At 45.0% G+C, this 17075-nt stretch carries 18 protein-coding genes and 1 tRNA gene; 14 read left to right on the top strand and 5 right to left on the bottom strand.

The features are described from left to right. The first annotated feature begins 28 nt into the window (after positions 1 to 28). Positions 29 to 105: transfer RNA gene (locus RH45_RS21490), tRNA-Trp, on the top strand. A 327-nt stretch (positions 106 to 432) separates the two neighbouring features. Here the strand turns inward: RH45_RS21490 and RH45_RS21485 are convergent. Then, entirely contained in the window at positions 433 to 1131 is a 699-nt protein-coding gene (locus RH45_RS21485; protein ID WP_008081404.1) for a substrate-binding periplasmic protein, read from the bottom strand. Between the two features lie 105 nt (positions 1132 to 1236). After that, the gene (suhB, locus tag RH45_RS21480; RefSeq protein WP_008081403.1) at positions 1237 to 2040 is read right to left on the bottom strand and encodes an inositol-1-monophosphatase; all 804 of its coding nucleotides are present in this window, start codon (positions 2038 to 2040) and stop codon (positions 1237 to 1239) included. A gap of 177 nt (positions 2041 to 2217) precedes the next feature. On the opposite strand from suhB, the gene trmJ reads away from it, so the two are divergent. From trmJ to fusA, 12 genes are all read left to right on the top strand, one after another. Next, complete coding sequence (trmJ, locus tag RH45_RS21475; RefSeq protein WP_008081402.1) at positions 2218 to 2943, top strand: tRNA (cytosine(32)/uridine(32)-2'-O)-methyltransferase TrmJ; 726 nt, start codon at positions 2218 to 2220, stop codon at positions 2941 to 2943. A 118-nt stretch (positions 2944 to 3061) separates the two neighbouring features. Continuing rightward, positions 3062 to 3568: a Fe-S cluster assembly transcriptional regulator IscR gene (gene iscR / locus RH45_RS21470; protein ID WP_008081400.1), complete on the top strand. Its 507-nt coding sequence runs from the start codon at positions 3062 to 3064 to the stop codon at positions 3566 to 3568. Between the two features lie 29 nt (positions 3569 to 3597). After that, positions 3598 to 4812, top strand: a complete 1215-nt coding sequence (locus RH45_RS21465) for an IscS subfamily cysteine desulfurase (protein WP_008081395.1) — start codon at positions 3598 to 3600, stop codon at positions 4810 to 4812. Positions 4813 to 4859: 47 nt separating this feature from the next. Continuing rightward, complete coding sequence (gene iscU / locus RH45_RS21460) at positions 4860 to 5243, top strand: Fe-S cluster assembly scaffold IscU (RefSeq protein WP_004412993.1); 384 nt, start codon at positions 4860 to 4862, stop codon at positions 5241 to 5243. A 67-nt stretch (positions 5244 to 5310) separates the two neighbouring features. Then, positions 5311 to 5634: an iron-sulfur cluster assembly protein IscA gene (iscA, locus tag RH45_RS21455; RefSeq protein ID WP_008081390.1), complete on the top strand. Its 324-nt coding sequence runs from the start codon at positions 5311 to 5313 to the stop codon at positions 5632 to 5634. A gap of 57 nt (positions 5635 to 5691) precedes the next feature. Then, positions 5692 to 6207 (top strand): co-chaperone HscB, encoded by a 516-nt coding sequence (gene hscB / locus RH45_RS21450; protein ID WP_008081389.1) that lies wholly within the window; start codon positions 5692 to 5694, stop codon positions 6205 to 6207. 19 nt (positions 6208 to 6226) lie between these two features. Continuing rightward, on the top strand, positions 6227 to 8080 hold the full coding sequence (gene hscA, locus RH45_RS21445) for a Fe-S protein assembly chaperone HscA (RefSeq protein WP_008081388.1): 1854 nt from the start codon (positions 6227 to 6229) through the stop codon (positions 8078 to 8080). A 12-nt stretch (positions 8081 to 8092) separates the two neighbouring features. After that, positions 8093 to 8431 carry an ISC system 2Fe-2S type ferredoxin gene (gene fdx, locus RH45_RS21440; protein WP_008081387.1) on the top strand — a complete coding sequence of 113 codons (339 nt, stop codon included), beginning with the start codon at positions 8093 to 8095 and terminating at the stop codon, positions 8429 to 8431. A gap of 69 nt (positions 8432 to 8500) precedes the next feature. Continuing rightward, complete coding sequence (gene iscX, locus RH45_RS21435; protein ID WP_008081386.1) at positions 8501 to 8695, top strand: Fe-S cluster assembly protein IscX; 195 nt, start codon at positions 8501 to 8503, stop codon at positions 8693 to 8695. A 150-nt stretch (positions 8696 to 8845) separates the two neighbouring features. Next, entirely contained in the window at positions 8846 to 10144 is a 1299-nt protein-coding gene (pepB, locus tag RH45_RS21430) for an aminopeptidase PepB (RefSeq protein WP_008081385.1), read from the top strand. A gap of 63 nt (positions 10145 to 10207) precedes the next feature. Next, positions 10208 to 10633 carry a nucleoside-diphosphate kinase gene (gene ndk / locus RH45_RS21425; protein WP_006881029.1) on the top strand — a complete coding sequence of 142 codons (426 nt, stop codon included), beginning with the start codon at positions 10208 to 10210 and terminating at the stop codon, positions 10631 to 10633. Positions 10634 to 10861: 228 nt separating this feature from the next. After that, positions 10862 to 12949: an elongation factor G gene (gene fusA, locus RH45_RS21420; protein WP_008081381.1), complete on the top strand. Its 2088-nt coding sequence runs from the start codon at positions 10862 to 10864 to the stop codon at positions 12947 to 12949. A gap of 162 nt (positions 12950 to 13111) precedes the next feature. Here fusA and RH45_RS21415 read toward each other — a convergent pair whose 3' ends face one another. Then, positions 13112 to 14044: a LysR substrate-binding domain-containing protein gene (locus tag RH45_RS21415; RefSeq protein WP_008081378.1), complete on the bottom strand. Its 933-nt coding sequence runs from the start codon at positions 14042 to 14044 to the stop codon at positions 13112 to 13114. A 97-nt stretch (positions 14045 to 14141) separates the two neighbouring features. On the opposite strand from RH45_RS21415, the gene RH45_RS21410 reads away from it, so the two are divergent. Beyond that, complete coding sequence (locus tag RH45_RS21410; RefSeq protein ID WP_008081376.1) at positions 14142 to 14345, top strand: DUF1127 domain-containing protein; 204 nt, start codon at positions 14142 to 14144, stop codon at positions 14343 to 14345. Positions 14346 to 14362: 17 nt separating this feature from the next. Here RH45_RS21410 and RH45_RS21405 read toward each other — a convergent pair whose 3' ends face one another. Further along, complete coding sequence (locus RH45_RS21405) at positions 14363 to 15262, bottom strand: LysR substrate-binding domain-containing protein (protein WP_008081375.1); 900 nt, start codon at positions 15260 to 15262, stop codon at positions 14363 to 14365. 102 nt (positions 15263 to 15364) lie between these two features. After that, entirely contained in the window at positions 15365 to 17050 is a 1686-nt protein-coding gene (locus RH45_RS21400) for an AMP-binding protein (RefSeq protein WP_008081373.1), read from the bottom strand. Positions 17051 to 17075 lie beyond the last annotated feature (25 nt).

Here is a 17075-nt window from a genome sequence, read left to right as displayed (position 1 = left end):
AGACAAAGTTAAGTCTTTAAATAACTACAGGGGTGTAGCTCCAATTGGCAGAGCAGCGGATTCCAAATCCGCGTGTTGGGAGTTCGAATCTCTCCACCCCTGCCATATTTAAGGCTTCAGCAGAAATGCTGGAGCCTTTTTCATTTCTGGTCAGAAGAGAGCAGCGGATTCCACTAACACCAAAGATGCGCGTGTTGGGAGTTCGAATCTCTCCACCCCTGCCATATTTAAGGCTTCAGCAGCAATGCTGGAGCCTTTTTCATTTTGGTCAGAAAAAGAGCAGCGAATTTCTCTAGCACTAAAGATGTGCGTGTTGGGAGTTTGAATCTACGCTGTGCCATCCCAGTCTTAAGGCTCTAGTCGGAGCCTGACTTTTCTATTCTGAAAATCTTTATGTTACTCCTCTTAATCGCTAAAGGGGATAAAGGCTTATCAATACTGCTGTTCTTTAGATGTTAGGTATTCTCTCCAGAGCCGGTTGAACTGCTCAGGTAATGCTGAATCTTTGAATTTGTCTTTAGTGAACAGGATGTACATGTCCTGCTCAAATAAAGGCTTATTATGATAAGTGATAGCTTGAGCTTGGGTCGGTGGTAGTACTTGGTCAATCCTCATCAGGCCAGTTTCGACTGTTGCAGGATAAGCGTCGATTCGACCTTTATATAGAAGCTGAAAAATATACCGGTCAGTATTACCTGTAAAGGGCGTTAGCCCCATATCAATCAATACATCACGGGCGGTGTAATCTACGACTGCTCCAAGGGTGTATTGCTTAAGATCATTGCGTGTTTCCCAATCGAAGTCACTATCGCTGCGATGGAAGAAGACCACTTTTTGCGTCATGAGCGGTTCTGAAAGAATAAACTCATTGCGCCTACTTTTATTCTCGAACCAAGGGTAGGTGAGATCAAATTTGCCTGATTTTACTCCCTTCAGAGCACGGGCCCACGAAGTATATTCATATTGAACTTCATAGCCTAAAGATTCGAATATGGAGGTAATGGGCGATTGAAGTCGCCTATGTTCGGGGTTGTGACTGGAAGTATGAGGAGGGTAGTCCTCTACTGCAATAACAAGAGTCTCTGCGTGTGCGAACGAGGATAATAGCAATAGAGCTGTTAAAAATTTCATACGCGAGGCTTTAGCTGGAATGGAAAACGTCACATAAGTATAGATGATACAAAAAAGCCCACTTCAGAGAGTGGGCTTAAAATACAGCTGTGACGGAGCGGATATTTATTTTAGTAGAGCTTCATTGCCGTTTTCGCGAATATGCTTAAGCATACCTTTCACACCACGCGCACTTGAAGCAACAACATTACCCGACTTCATGTAGTCAGTGCCGCCTGCAAAATCAGTCACGATCGCGCCAGATTCACGCGCAATCAACTCGCCTGCTGCGATATCCCATGGTTTTAGACCAAGCTCGAAGAAGCCGTCTACACGACCCGCTGCTAGGTAACATAGATCAAGGGCAGCAGAGCCAGTACGACGGAAATCAGAGCAGTCTACGAATAGCGCTGACATGATCTTAAAGTAAGATTCAGAGTGCTGCTTCTGCTTGTATGGGAAACCAGTTGCGAGAACCGTACCTTGTAGATCTTTAAGTTGTTTTACTCGGATACGAGCGTTGTTTAGTTGCGCGCCAGAACCACGCTGAGCAGTGAATAGCTCGTTTAGCATTGGGTCGTATACACATGCAACTTCTGTTTTACCTTTTAGGCGAACAGCGATTGATACAGAGAAGTGAGGCAAACCTTTTACAAAGTTTGTTGTGCCATCCAGTGGGTCGATGATCCATTGTACTTCTTTGTCTTTACCTTCAATAACGCCATTTTCTTCAGCAACGATACAGTGTTCAGGGTATGACGCCTTGATAGTATCGATGATGATAGATTCTGCTTCTTTGTCTACGTTAGTAACAAAGTCGTTCGTGCCTTTTTGAGTTGATTCGATCTTCTCAGCATTTTCTAAAGATTTAGCAATATGATTGCCTGCTTTTCGTGCAGCACGAATAGCGATATTAAGCATTGGATGCATACTAATTTCCCAACGGATGTTAAAGAACAGAAAAACGGGCGGCAGTATACCAGATATCCCATTAAATGGAAGTGGTTAATTTTTGCACTTTTGATTTTATTACTCGAAAGGGTCTGACCATTTTACTCAGGTATATGTTACTATCTTGCGGCTTTAATTATGTCTTGGAAAACATCAATGCTTAACAACGTAAAAGTTGTCCTCGTCGGGACTTCGCACTCCGGAAATATTGGCTCTGCCGCTCGCGCAATGAAGGTGATGGGCTTGTCCAATTTAGTGTTAGTTGATCCTCAATGTAGCATTGATGAACAAGCGTTGGCTTTAGCTGCCGGTGCGAGTGATATCGCGGAAAATGCCACTATTGTTAGCTCTTTAGCTGAGGCCGTCGCAGATTGTGCGCTAGTCGTTGGTTCAAGCGCTCGTTCAAGAACCTTGGAGTGGCCAATGCTCGAACCACGCGAGTGTGGACAAAAGTTTGTCGAAGAAGGGCAGAACGCACCCGTTGCTTTGGTGTTTGGTCGTGAACGTACTGGCCTAACAAATGATGAGCTGCAGACTTGCCATTTCCATGTTTGTATCCCTGCGAACCCAGAATACAGTTCTCTTAATCTAGCGATGGCCGTACAGACACTAAGCTACGAAATACGCATGGCTTATTTGGAAAAAGAACAACAGCAGTATACTCCGCAAGAGCAATCTGAATATCCTCGTCATAAAGAGTTGGAATTGTTTTTTGAGCACCTTGAAAAAGTCGCGGTTAGTACCCAATTTATCAGTGAAGAACAACCTGGTAAGGTGATGAACAAACTGCGTCGACTGTTTAATAGAGCGCGCCCAGAGGCTCAAGAACTCAATATTTTGAGAGGCATTCTGACGTCTATTGAAAAGCGTATTCCTCGATAATATCCCCTTAATTAGATTAGGGTTAAATACCTGACTAAATTAGTCAAATAAATACTTGACCATTTTAGTCAGGTATGAAAAAATTCATACCACATAAACGGTGTGGATATGGTGTTATATGAGACTTACATCTAAAGGAAGATACGCAGTGACAGCCATGTTAGATGTGGCTCTGCATTCGCAACACAACCCAGTACCTCTGGCTGATATTTCAGAGCGTCAAGGGATCTCTTTGTCTTACCTAGAGCAGCTTTTCTCCAAACTGCGTAAAGCTGGCTTGGTAGCAAGTGTGCGTGGACCAGGTGGTGGTTACCGCCTAGGTGAAGATGCATACACAATCGCGATCGGTACAGTTATCGCAGCTGTAGACGAATCGGTTGATGCAACTAAGTGTAATGGTAAGGGAGACTGCCAAGGTGGCTCTCGTTGTTTGACCCATACACTATGGCGTGATTTAAGTTCGCGCATCAGTGACTTCTTAAATAACATTACTCTCGGTGAGTTAATGAAAGATAACGAAGTCCTAGAAATTTCAGATCGACAAGACATTGATCTTGCCGTTAATCATGGGTTTGCTACTAAAAATACAAGCACCGCGCCCATCGGTGTAAACGTCCGCTCATAAGCGGTTTGCCTGTTACATTGGAGTAGAAAATGAAACTGCCTATTTATCTAGATTATTCGGCGACCTGTCCTGTAGACCCTCGTGTAGCTGAAAAGATGGTTCAGTACATGACGATGGACGGAACGTTTGGCAACCCAGCATCACGCTCGCACCGTTATGGCTGGCAGGCAGAAGAAGCAGTAGACACTGCTCGTGAGCAAATCGCTGACCTACTAAATGCAGATCCTCGTGAAATCGTCTTCACATCAGGTGCGACTGAGTCAGATAACCTAGCAATTAAAGGTGCTGCGCATTTCTACTCAAAGAAAGGCAAGCACGTAATCACATGTAAGACTGAGCACAAAGCGGTTTTAGACCCGTGTCGTCAGCTTGAGCGTGAAGGTTTTGAAGTTACTTATCTAGAGCCAGAATCAAACGGCCTTATTGACCTTAAGAAACTAGAAGCGGCAATGCGTGAAGATACGGTATTGGTTTCTATCATGCACGTGAACAACGAAATTGGTGTAATTCAAGACGTAGCTTCTATCGGCGAACTATGTCGTGAGCGCAAAGTTGTGTTTCATGTAGACGCAGCGCAGTCTGCGGGCAAACTACCTATTGATGTTCAAGAGATGAAGATTGACCTTATCTCTTTGTCTGCACACAAAGCTTATGGCCCGAAAGGTATTGGTGCTTTGTATGTTCGTCGTAAGCCACGTATTCGTTTAGAAGCGCAAATGCACGGCGGCGGTCATGAGCGTGGTTTCCGCTCAGGCACTCTTCCTACGCATCAAATTGTTGGTATGGGTGAAGCATTCCGTATTGCGAAAGAAGACATGCAGAAAGATTTTGAACACGCACTAGCGCTTCGTAATCGTTTGTTTGATGGAGTTAAAGACCTAGAGGCAGTAACAGTCAACGGTGACTTTGAGCAGCGAGTACCGCACAACTTAAACGTGAGCTTTGCGTTTGTTGAAGGTGAGTCGCTATTAATGTCTCTTAAAGACCTTGCTGTATCTTCTGGTAGTGCTTGTACTTCAGCGAGCTTAGAGCCGTCTTATGTACTGCGCGCACTTGGCTTAAATGATGAGTTGGCACACAGCTCAGTTCGTTTCTCTTTTGGTCGCTTTACGACAGAAGAAGAAATTGATTACGCAATTGAACAGATTCGTACTGCAGTGACTAAACTGCGCGACATGTCTCCTCTATGGGATATGTACAAGGAAGGAATCGACCTAGACACGGTTGAGTGGGCTCACCACTAATCGCAGGTTATTCCCAAAGATTAATAGAGGATTCGAGGTAAATTATCATGGCATATAGCGAAAAAGTAATCGATCACTACGAAAACCCACGTAACGTAGGTTCATTTGATAAAGAAGACCCTGCAGTCGGTAGCGGCATGGTTGGCGCACCAGCGTGTGGTGACGTTATGAAACTTCAAATCAAAGTAACGCCAGAAGGCATTATTGAAGATGCGAAATTCAAAACTTACGGTTGTGGTAGTGCAATCGCATCAAGCTCACTCGTGACAGAGTGGGTGAAAGGCAAGAGTATTGATGAAGCGGCTGCAATTAAAAACGCAGAAATCGCAGAAGAACTTGAACTGCCACCAGTAAAGGTACACTGCTCAATTTTGGCGGAAGACGCGATTAAAGCAGCAGTAGCAGACTACAAGAAAAAACACCAAGAATAAGTAATCCGTATATAATGGGAGGTTATTTCTCCCATTCATTCGCAATATAGACAGACTAAGGTGCAGTATGGCCATCACAATGACAGAAACCGCGGCGAGTCGCGTTAGAACATTCCTAGAAAATCGAGGCAAAGGTATCGGTTTGCGTCTAGGTGTAAAAACGACGGGTTGCTCTGGTATGGCATATGTACTTGAGTTTGTTGATGAGCTTAATGAAGAAGATTCTGTGTTTGAGCATGCTGGCGTTAAAGTCATCATCGACCAAAAGAGTTTAGTGTATCTAGACGGTACAGAATTGGACTACGTTAAGGAAGGCTTGAACGAAGGGTTTGAATTTAACAACCCAAATGCGAAAAGTGAATGTGGTTGCGGTGAAAGCTTCAACGTCTAATTGATAGCGCCTGCGAGCTTTTCGTTCGCAGGTTTATTACCAAGGACCGAATTCAATATGAATTACTTCGAATTATTTGGGCTACCAAGTCAGTTTCAGCTGGATGGTAGCCTTCTTTCTTCACAGTTCCGTGAACTTCAAAAACAATTTCACCCGGACAACTTCGCCACAGCGTCTGAACGAGATCGCTTGATGGCGGTGCAAAAGGCTGCCGAGATAAACGATGCCTACCAAATGCTTAAAAACCCGATTTCTCGGGCAGAGTATTTGCTCGCAGAAAATGGCGTGGAGATTCGTGGTGAGCAACAGACCATGCAAGATCCTATGTTTTTGATGGAACAAATGGAACTACGAGAAGAACTGGAAGACATAGCTAATAGTGCTGAACCAGAAGATGCATTATTCGATTTCGATAGCAAAGTGACCAAGATGCATAAGCTGCAACTAGTCACCGTTGAGCAAGAACTTAATGGCGCACTTTGGCCACAAGCGGCAGAAAGCGTTCGTAAGCTTAAGTTTATTGCTAAATTGAAACACGAAATAGAACTAGTGGAAGATAAGCTACTCGGCTAGTAAGAGACAAGGACCAACCATGGCACTACTTCAAATAGCAGAACCGGGCCAAAGCTCGGCACCCCATGAGCATAAACTTGCTGCAGGTATTGATTTAGGCACAACCAATTCTTTGGTCGCTTCTGTAAGAAGTGGTGATGTGTCTACGTTGAAAGACGAGCAAGGGCGTAGCATTCTCCCTTCTGTTGTAAACTACGCTGGAGAACAATTAGACGTTGGTGACAGCGCTAAAGCGAAAGCTGAAACCGATCCTGCCAATACCATTATTTCTGTAAAGCGCCTAATCGGTCGTTCGCTAGCTGACATCCAATCTCGCTACCCCAATTTGCCGTATCAATTTAAAGCCAGTGATAACGGCCTGCCAATTTTGCAAACCGCAAATGGTGATAAGAACCCAATTGAAGTGTCGGCAGAGATTCTAAAAGTATTAGGACAACGAGCTGAAAAAACGCTCGGTGGTGAACTCGCCGGGGTTGTTATCACCGTCCCTGCCTACTTTGATGATGCTCAACGAGCGGGTACAAAGGATGCGGCTAAGTTAGCAGGGCTGCATGTGTTGCGCTTACTCAATGAGCCTACGGCTGCAGCAATCGCGTACGGTTTAGATTCTGGTCAAGAAGGTGTGATTGCCGTTTATGACCTTGGCGGTGGTACTTTTGATATTTCCATTCTTCGCCTATCAAAAGGTGTGTTTGAGGTTCTGGCAACTGGTGGCGATTCTGCGCTGGGTGGTGATGACTTCGACCACCTACTTGCTGATTTCTTGGTTGAGAAAGCAGGATTGAATACGCCATTAAGTGCTGAAGAGAACCGCGTTCTCCTTAACGTTGCAACCAAAACGAAAATTGCCTTTTCTGAGCAAGATTCAGTTGCTGTTGACGTTTTAGGTTGGCAAGGCTCTGTAACTCGTGACGATTTTGAACAGTTAATTCGTCCCTTGGTTAAGAAGACCTTGATGTCTTGTCGCCGCGCATTAAAAGATGCTCAAGTCGATCTGGAAGAAGTCAAAGATGTCGTTATGGTTGGTGGTTCAACTCGCACTCTTCTAGTTCGAGAGATGGTTGGTGAGTTCTTCGGACGTACACCGCTAACTAGCATAAACCCAGACGAAGTCGTTGCGATTGGCGCAGGTATTCAAGCTGATATCTTAGCGGGTAACAAGCCTGACTCAGAGATGCTGTTGCTTGATGTTATTCCACTGTCTTTAGGCATTGAAACCATGGGCGGTTTGGTTGAGAAAATCGTTCCTCGCAACACCACGATTCCAGTCGCTCGCGCACAAGAATTCACCACGTTTAAAGATGGTCAAACCGCAATGAGTGTCCATGTCGTTCAAGGTGAGCGTGAAATGGTGGATGACTGTCGTTCATTGGCACGTTTCTCTTTGAAAGGCATACCTCCAATGGCTGCGGGCGCTGCTCATATACGAGTCACTTATCAAGTTGACGCGGATGGTCTGTTGTCGGTTACTGCAATGGAGAAGAGCACGGGTGTTCAATCTGAGATTCAAGTGAAACCTTCTTATGGTCTGAGTGATGATGAAGTGGCGAACATGCTGCGCGATTCTATGACTTATGCAAAAGACGACATGTTAGCTCGAGCGTTAGCAGAACAAAGAGTCGAAGCTGACCGAGTTATTGAAGGTTTGATCGCTGCGATGCAGGCAGATGGTGACGAGCTGCTTACTGAGCAAGAACGTGTTGCGTTGATCAGTGCGATTGAGTCATTGATCGAACTACGAAATGGCGATGATGCTGATGCGATTGAGCAAGGGATCAAAGACACAGATAAGGCGAGTCAAGAGTTTGCTTCTCGTCGTATGGATAAGTCGATTCGAGCTGCGTTGTCAGGTCAATCGGTAGATGATATTTAAGAGTTTATAGTTATGCCTAAGATTATTGTATTACCCCATGAAGACTTATGCCCAGAAGGCGCAGTACTTGAAGCTGCGCAAGGGGAAACGGTTCTTGATGTCGCTTTAAAAAATGGCATTGGTATTGAGCATGCTTGTGAGAAATCTTGTGCTTGTACGACTTGTCACGTGGTTATTCGTGAAGGTTTTGATTCTCTTGAGGAGAGTGATGAACTAGAAGATGACATGTTGGATAAGGCATGGGGTCTTGAACCTGAATCTCGTCTAGGTTGCCAGGCTAGAATCGCAGATGAAGATCTGGTGGTCGAAATTCCAAAATACACTTTAAACCATGCATCGGAAGACCATTAATTTTCCCTGTATCGGTTAACAACGATAGACCAAAAAATCACAACAAACTATCTAAGAGGAAGGTAAGCAATGAAATGGACAGATTCACGCGATATCGCGATTGAGTTATGCGATAAATTTCCAGATGTTGATCCTAAAACCGTGCGATTTACGGATCTCCACCAGTGGATCCTAGAGCTAGATGAGTTTGATGATGAACCAAATCGCTCAAATGAGAAGATTTTAGAGGCGGTTATCCTTTGTTGGATGGATGAAATGGATTAAGCCTATGGGGAAACCTTCCCCAGTTAACAAAATTTACTAAAAATAGCGGACCTTTTGGTCCGTTTTTTTATCAATTTAACATTAAAGTGTTAACATCCCTGAGTGAATAGAAAAAGGCGTAGGCAGCGCCAATACAGACAAGGAGAAACCATGTCTACACAGATGTCAGTATTTCTAAGCCAAGAACCCGCCGCGCCGCATTGGGGCGAATCAGCGATTCTTTCATTTTCTGAGAATGGAGCAACCATCCACCTAAATGAAAGTCATGACCTTGGTGCAATTCAAAAAGCGGCGCGCAAACTTGATGGTCAAGGCATAGCGTCGGTTTCACTTATTGGTGAGCGTTGGGACCTAGAGAGTGTTTGGGCTTTTCATCAGGGCTACCGTGGTCCGAAGAAGGCTAATCAACTTGAGTGGCAAGAGCTTGCAGAAGCTGAACAAGCTGAACTAACAGCACGAATCAAAGCGACAGATTTCACTCGCGATATTATCAACAAGCCGGCAGAGGAGGTCGCTCCACGTCAATTAGCGACCATGGCGGCAGAGTTCATTAAATCTGTTGCTCCAGAGGGCACAGTCAAAGCCCGCATTGTAAAAGACAAAGATTTGCTGACGGAAGGTTGGCAAGGGATCTATGCGGTAGGACGCGGTTCTGAGCGTACATCTGCGATGCTCCAGTTGGACTTCAATCCAACGGGAGATGAGAATGCCCCTGTCTTTGCTTGTCTTGTCGGTAAAGGCATTACGTTTGATTCTGGTGGCTACAGCATTAAACCTTCTGGTTTCATGACTGCTATGAAAGCCGACATGGGTGGCTCGGGCACGATTACAGGCGCTCTAGGTTTGGCTATTATGCGTGGCCTGAATAAGCGTGTGAAACTGATTCTATGCTGTGCTGAAAACATGATCTCGGGTCGAGCTCTTAAGCTAGGCGATGTCATTACCTACAAAAATGGTAAGACGGTAGAGATCATGAATACCGATGCCGAAGGGCGCTTAGTACTAGCGGATGGCCTAATTTATGCGAGTGAGCAAAACCCAGAGCTGATCATTGATTGCGCGACACTGACAGGTGCGGCGAAAAATGCACTGGGTAATGATTACCACGCATTGATGAGCTTTGACGACGAACTGTCCCATCAAGCTTTATCAGCCGCTCGTGAAGAAAAAGAAGGCTTGTGGCCGCTGCCGCTTGCGGATTTCCACCGCGGAATGTTGCCATCTAACTTCGCAGACCTGTCTAATATTAGCAGCGGCGATTACTCTCCAGGCGCGAGTACGGCTGCGGCATTCCTATCCTATTTTGTAGAAGACTATAAGAAAGGTTGGTTACACTTTGACTGTGCAGCAACTTACCGCAAGTCAGGCACCGACAAATGGTCCGCGGGAGCGACTGGTGTCGGTGTTCGAAGCCTAGCTGGTTTGTTGATTCAACAAGCAAATAAATAATTTTAAGACTAAGAGGCCGTAGAGCCTCTTTTATCAAAACAAGAGAAAACGAAAGGATACCCTATGGCTCTAGAAAGAACTTTTTCTATCGTTAAGCCCGACGCAGTAGAACGTAATCTAATTGGCGAAATCTATCACCGTATTGAAAAAGCAGGTCTGCAAATTATTGCGGCTAAAATGGTCCGTTTGACGGAAGAGCAAGCAAGTGGTTTTTATGCTGAGCATGAAGGCAAAGAGTTCTTCCCAGCACTTAAAGAATTCATGACATCTGGTCCTATTATGGTTCAGGTTCTTGAAGGCGAAAATGCTATCGCTCGCTACCGTGAATTGATGGGTAAAACCAACCCTGAAGAAGCAGCATGTGGCACAATCCGTGCGGATTACGCAGTTAGCATGCGTTATAACTCAGTGCATGGTTCTGACAGCCCTGAGTCGGCAGCTCGCGAAATTGAGTTCTTTTTTCCCGAATCGGAAATTTGCCCTCGATAGTCTGAGCGTAATAGCCTGATTCAAAGGTGCTGCTTATGTATGAATAAGCAGCATTTTTATTCTAAGAAAACTTAATCAATAAGAGTGAATTTGCCGAAACAAGCACGAAATAACTGCTAATATTGGTGGGAAAAGTTTTTTTTACGACAACAGCACGCAAGGGTATCAGTCTTGACAGATTGTGATATACTCTGCGCGCAATTTATACCTTATAAACAGAGTAAGACAATGGCAGATTTATCAAAGTACAGAAACATTGGTATTTTCGCGCACGTTGATGCGGGTAAAACTACCACCACTGAGCGTATCCTTAAGCTTACTGGTAAAATCCACAAAACTGGTGAAGTACACGACGGTGAGTCTACAACTGACTTCATGGAGCAGGAAGCTGAGCGTGGTATTACTATCCAGTCTGCAGCTGTAACTTGTGAGTGGAATGGCCACCGCCTAAACGTAATCGATACTCCGGGACACGTTGACTTTACAGTAGAAGTATACCGTTCACTTAAAGTTCTTGACGGTGGTATCGGTGTATTCTGTGGTTCTGGTGGTGTTGAGCCTCAATCAGAGACTAACTGGCGCTACGCGAACGATTCAGAAGTTGCTCGTCTGATCTTCGTAAACAAACTAGACCGTATGGGTGCAGATTTCTTCAACGTTGTTGATCAAGTGAAGAACGTTCTTGGCGCAAACCCACTAGTAATGACTCTGCCAATCGGTCGTGAAGACGATTTCGTTGGTGTTGTAGATGTTCTAAACCGTCAAGCTTACGTTTGGGATGACACAGGCCTTCCAGAGAACTACGAAATCAAAGAAGTTCCAGCGGACATGGTTGATGACCTAGAAGCATACCGTGAAGAGTTAGTTGAGACTGCTGTAGAGCAAGACGACGACCTAATGGAAGCTTACATGGAAGGTGAAGAGCCAACTATCGAGCAGCTAAAAGCTTGTATCCGTAAAGGTACTCGTGATCTAGCGTTCTTCCCAACTTTCTGTGGTTCTGCATTCAAAAACAAAGGTATGCAACTTATCCTTGACGCTGTTGTAGATTACCTACCAGCTCCAGCAGAAGTTGATCCTCAGCCTCTAACAGATCCAGAAACTGGTGAGCCAACTGGTGAAGTTGCTACAGTATCTGCAGATGAGCCACTAAAAGCGCTAGCATTCAAAATCATGGATGACCGCTTTGGTGCACTAACATTCGTACGTATCTACTCTGGCCGTCTGAAGAAGGGTGACACTATCCTTAACTCAGCAACTGGTAAGACTGAGCGTATCGGTCGTATGTGTGAGATGCAGGCTGATGAGCGTAACGAACTTACTGAAGCGCAAGCTGGTGACATCATCGCTATCGTTGGTATGAAGAACGTTCAAACTGGTCACACTCTATGTGATCCTAAGCACGAATGTACTCTTGAAGCTATGATCTTCCCAGAACCAGTAATCTCTATCGCTGTAACTCCTAAGGACAAAGGCGGTTCAGAGAAGATGGGTATCGCTATCGGTAAGATGGTTGCAGAAGATCCATCTTTCCAAGTTGAGACTGACGAAGAGTCTGGCGAAACTATCCTGAAAGGTATGGGTGAACTTCACCTAGACATCAAGGTAGACATCCTTAAGCGTACTTACGGCGTTGAGCTAGAAGTAGGTGCTCCACAGGTAGCTTACCGTGAAACTATCACTCAAGCAGTTGAAGATAGCTACACGCACAAGAAGCAGTCTGGTGGTTCTGGTCAATTCGGTAAGATCGACTACCGTATCCGCCCAGGTGAGCCAAACTCTGGCTTCACGTTCTCTTCAACAGTTGTTGGTGGTAACGTACCTAAAGAATTCTGGCCTGCAGTAGAGAAAGGTTTCGCATCTATGATGGAAACTGGTGTTCTAGCTGGCTTCCCAACTCTAGACGTAGAAGTTGAACTATTCGACGGTGGTTTCCACGCAGTTGACTCTTCAGCTATCGCTTACGAAATCGCTGCTAAAGGCGCATTCCGTCAGTCTATGCCTAAAGCGGGTGCACAACTTCTTGAGCCAATCATGAAAGTTGACGTATTCACTCCAGAAGACAACGTTGGTGACGTAATCGGTGACCTTAACCGTCGTCGTGGTATGATCAAAGACCAACAAGCTGGTACTACAGGCGTTCGTATTAAAGCAGACGTTCCTCTATCAGAAATGTTTGGTTACATCGGTCACCTACGTACTATCACTTCTGGTCGTGGTCAGTTCTCTATGGAGTTCGGTCAATACGCACCATGTCCAGCAAACGTTGCTGAGCAAGTAATCGCAGAAGTTAAAGAGCGTAACGAGAAGAAGTAATTCTTACGTTAGCTAGATAGCTTTGAAAGCCCTGGTCGAAAGACTGGGGCTTTTTTTATGGACGAAAAAGGAAGGATATTTAGCGGTTTTTTCAACAGTGAGGTGGTACGAAGACTTGAACCTTGACCTACATACAAGGTGGCGATTTGTCAGGTTGCCACTTTATCTGGGACTGCGGCTATCGATAATCTCTAGCCCCAAGTTTTGCAGATTTTTGCACTCTTGGGCTTGCGTGAAAATCCATTCGCAGAAACGTTTGATTTTTGCTCGCTTAAAGTAAGCTCTTGGGGCACAGAGGAAATAATTGTAGTCGGTTCTTTGAGCGAGATTGCCTATCCTTACCAATTTACCTTCATCAATGTAGCGTTGGGCTAGGGTGTGCTTGGCTAAAGCGACGCCTTGAACTGCCAGCGCGCCCTCTAAAACAAAATGAGAGCCATTGTATTTTAAAGTGGGTTTCGAAGCCTTGTGACCTACGTTGTTTAACCAAATCCCCCAATCTAGATCTCGCCAATAATCTTCGATCAAGTCTGCCCCAGTTAAGTCTTTGAGATCGTATATCCCATGTTGCTCTTGGTAAATCGGATGACAAACAGGGTAGAGAAGCTCTTCGATCAGGAGCTCTGAAGTAATGTTAGGGTAGTCTCCGGGTCCATATCGAATGCATAAATCGAGATTAGAGTTTTGAAAATCAGCCAGCTCGCTGGTGGGTTCAATCATGAGTTCTAGATCTGGATTCTCTTGTCTGAAGTGACCAATTCTTGGTACTAACCAGTGCTGGGCAAAGGAGGGTAATGTCGATATGGAGAGCTGGTTAGGGTTGGGATCTTGGTTGATTTGTCTAATACCGCGGTGAAGATGATCAAAACCGCGTTGAGCTTGCTCAAACAAGATTTCTCCTTCCATGGTCAGCGTGACTTTACGATGCTGCCTCAAAAACAACTCTGCGCCTAAGAAGTCTTCAAGCTGACGTATTTGCTGGCTAATGGCTGCGGCAGTGACATAGAGTTCTTGAGCCGCGAGTTTAAAGCTGCCTAGCCTCGCCGCAGTATAAAAATAATAGATACCCTGCAAAGGTGGTAATCGATCTTTCACTTTAGTTTTCCTTAACTGAAGGTCAATTTGTATCGTTTGAGCAAGATAGGTTCATGGTTAATTATTTAGTCATTAAATGCAAGAGAGGAGATAAACCATGGAAACTTCAGAGTATGGCTACAAACAGAAACTATCTGATACTTTAGCTTGGGATAAAGAAATCTTAACTCTAATAAAACGCTGGTGGCGTAATTATCGTACTCGTAAGCAGTTAGAAGACTTGCCAGAGCATCTACTCGATGATCTTGGACTAACGAAAGAACAAGCTCATCAAGAGAGTATTCGCCGTTTTTGGAACTAGTCGTTTTATACTGATGGCTACTCAGCGATTTCATTGTGCAGCCAGTTAGCAAATGCAGCGATACGTTGGCGGCGAGGAGATTCATGGTCATAGAATAGGTTGAACTGAATACCCGGTGTCATCCCTATCTCAAACGGCTTAATGAGTAGCCCCCTTTCAACGTAGTCGCTTGCCAAAGAATCAGAAGCCAGACACGCTCCATGACCTGCCATAACGGCATTCATGGCGTGATCAAAAGTACTGACGTCCATCCACTGGACCGACTCTTTATTCATCGGAACACCAGCTTTGGCAAACCAACTTTGCCAAGGGTAGCCACCAGATTCATAGTGGATTAGCCAGGTTTGTAACAATTGTTTTGGGTCTGTTAGGTCAATTGTCTTGGCTAATTGAGGAGAACAAAATGGGAAAATAGTTTCCTCAAACAAAAACTCTTTCATCAGCTTTTGTTCACCGTTTATATCCAATTCGTCACCTTGCCAAATGGCTAAGTCAGCGTCACCTTGCTTAAGTTTAGGGGCATCGCAGCTGGTAATGATCCGAATTGGGATATTGGGATGCTGGGTCGAAAATTTCCACAGCCTCGGTAAGAGCCAGCGAGAAGCGAACGAAGGAGTGGAGCTTACACACAGTAAACCTTCTACCGGTTCGCTTTGGATTTGATTAAGGCCACTGATGATGTTTTCGAAACCTTGGGAGACATGTTTATACAAGATTTTCCCTTGTTCGGTTAAACGCATCTCCCGGCCTTCACGAACAAATAACTTACAGCCCAAACCGTCTTCTAGTTGGCGTATCTTTTGGCTAACTGCGGCTTGGCTAATAAACAACTCTTCTGCTGCTCGGCTATAGCTGTTCAGTCGCGCAGCCACTTCGAAATAGCGTAATCCTGGCAAATGATGCAACCTTGCATCCATAATCTTTCCTTGTCTTTCGCTTAGATGACTTGGCATCATAAAGTGTTTGTGCAGAAAGCAAAAGGAGAGCTTGATAGCTCTCCTTTGTTATCCATTCTTACTTTACTCTTCCCAGACGACGAGTTTTCCTTTCGGCCAGTTGTGGCCTACGTCATGATATTTTTGTTCGAGCACATGGCGTTTGATCTTAAGAGTCGGTGTGAGAATGCCATTCTCAATACTCCAAGGGTCTTTGATCATCAATACCCCTTTGATTTGCTCGTGCGACTCAAGCTCTGCATTCATGCGAGCGATGACTTTTTCTGTGGTACGTTCGTATCGATCGCGATCAAAGTTCGGGAAATCGTGTGGTACGACGAGAAGGATTGGCGCAGGTAAGCCTAATCCAATCAAACACATCATCTCGACACGGCTGTATTCAAATAGCTTCTTCTCGATTGGTACAGGAGCAACAAATTTCCCTTTCGCTGTTTTGAAGGTATCTTTTTTGCGTCCTTGAATCGTTAAGTAGCCATCTGCATCGATAAAGCCAATATCTCCAGTATGTAACCAGCCTTCAGAATCAAAAGATTCCTGAGTCGCGATGTCATTTTTGTAGTAACCAGAGAACAGTCCTTTACCGCGAACCATAATCTCTTCATCGTCAGCAATTTTGAGCTCAATCCCAGGGCCTGCGTTACCTACACTACCAATCTTGTCTGCGCGGAATGGGTAATTTAACGTACTGTAAGCGAAAGACTCAGTCATTCCCCATGCTTCGGTAATGTTGAGACCAACACTACGGTACCACTCTAATAGTGCTGGCGAGACAGGAGCTGAGCCACAACCTAGCACACGCGCTTGATCTAAACCTAGTCCATCTGCGAGCTTCTTCTTGATTAAGGAGTTCACAAATGGAATCTTGAGTAGGATATTAAGCTTTTTCTGTGGCAGCTTATCTTGAATGCGTTGCTGGAATAGAGTCCATAAACGTGGGACGGAGATGAACAACGTCGGGCGCTGCATTTTTACATCTTCAATAAAGGTGTCTAGTGATTCGGGGAAGGCCGTTTGAACACCGCCTTGAATAGACGAACCGAAGATATAAACACGTTCAGTGATGTGAGCGAGCGGCAAATAGGAGAACAAGCGGTCATTCTCTTGAATGCCAATGTGATCAATCAACTGTTGTACTGACCAACTAAACGCACCGTAAGTGAGCATCGCCCCTTTTGGCAGGCCTGAGGTGCCAGAGGTGTACACCAGTGACATTAACTTATCATCATAATGCTGGGGCCTGCCTTGGCTAGGTTCTGATTTCTCGATCAGTTCATTAAAGCTGTGCTGGCAATTCGGCGCACTGTCATAAGGTAGTGACACAGTGATAAGGTTCTCTTGAGAATCAATCACCTGCTGTGTTGCTGCAGCATCATCAAGTTTACCACCAATCAACACTTTACTTTCGCTGTGAGTGACACAGTACTCAATGGTGTCGGCACCTGCCGTTGGGAAAATCGGCACGCTAACAAAATCACCAAGCATCATGGCCAAATCACAAATAAACCATTCTGCACAGTTCTTTGAAACTAGTGCGACTTTGTCACCAGGTTGTAAGCCAAATTCTTTTAACGCAGTGGCAAGCCGTAGAGCTTTATCGGCAACTTCTGCGTATGTGTATTCGACAAACTGGCGATTAATAATCTGCTTTAGGTAGATCTCATTGGGGCGTTCCTCGGCCCATTTCAAGATCATTTCGTTGGGGGGTGGGAGAGCACAAGTTGGTTTGCTTAACTCGTTAGGCTGAATCATTCTCTAACTCCATGTTATCGGCAAA

This window comes from Vibrio sinaloensis DSM 21326, from assembly GCF_000189275.1.
Lineage (GTDB): Bacteria > Pseudomonadota > Gammaproteobacteria > Enterobacterales > Vibrionaceae > Vibrio > Vibrio sinaloensis.
This window is presented reverse-complemented; position numbering and strand designations above follow the sequence as displayed.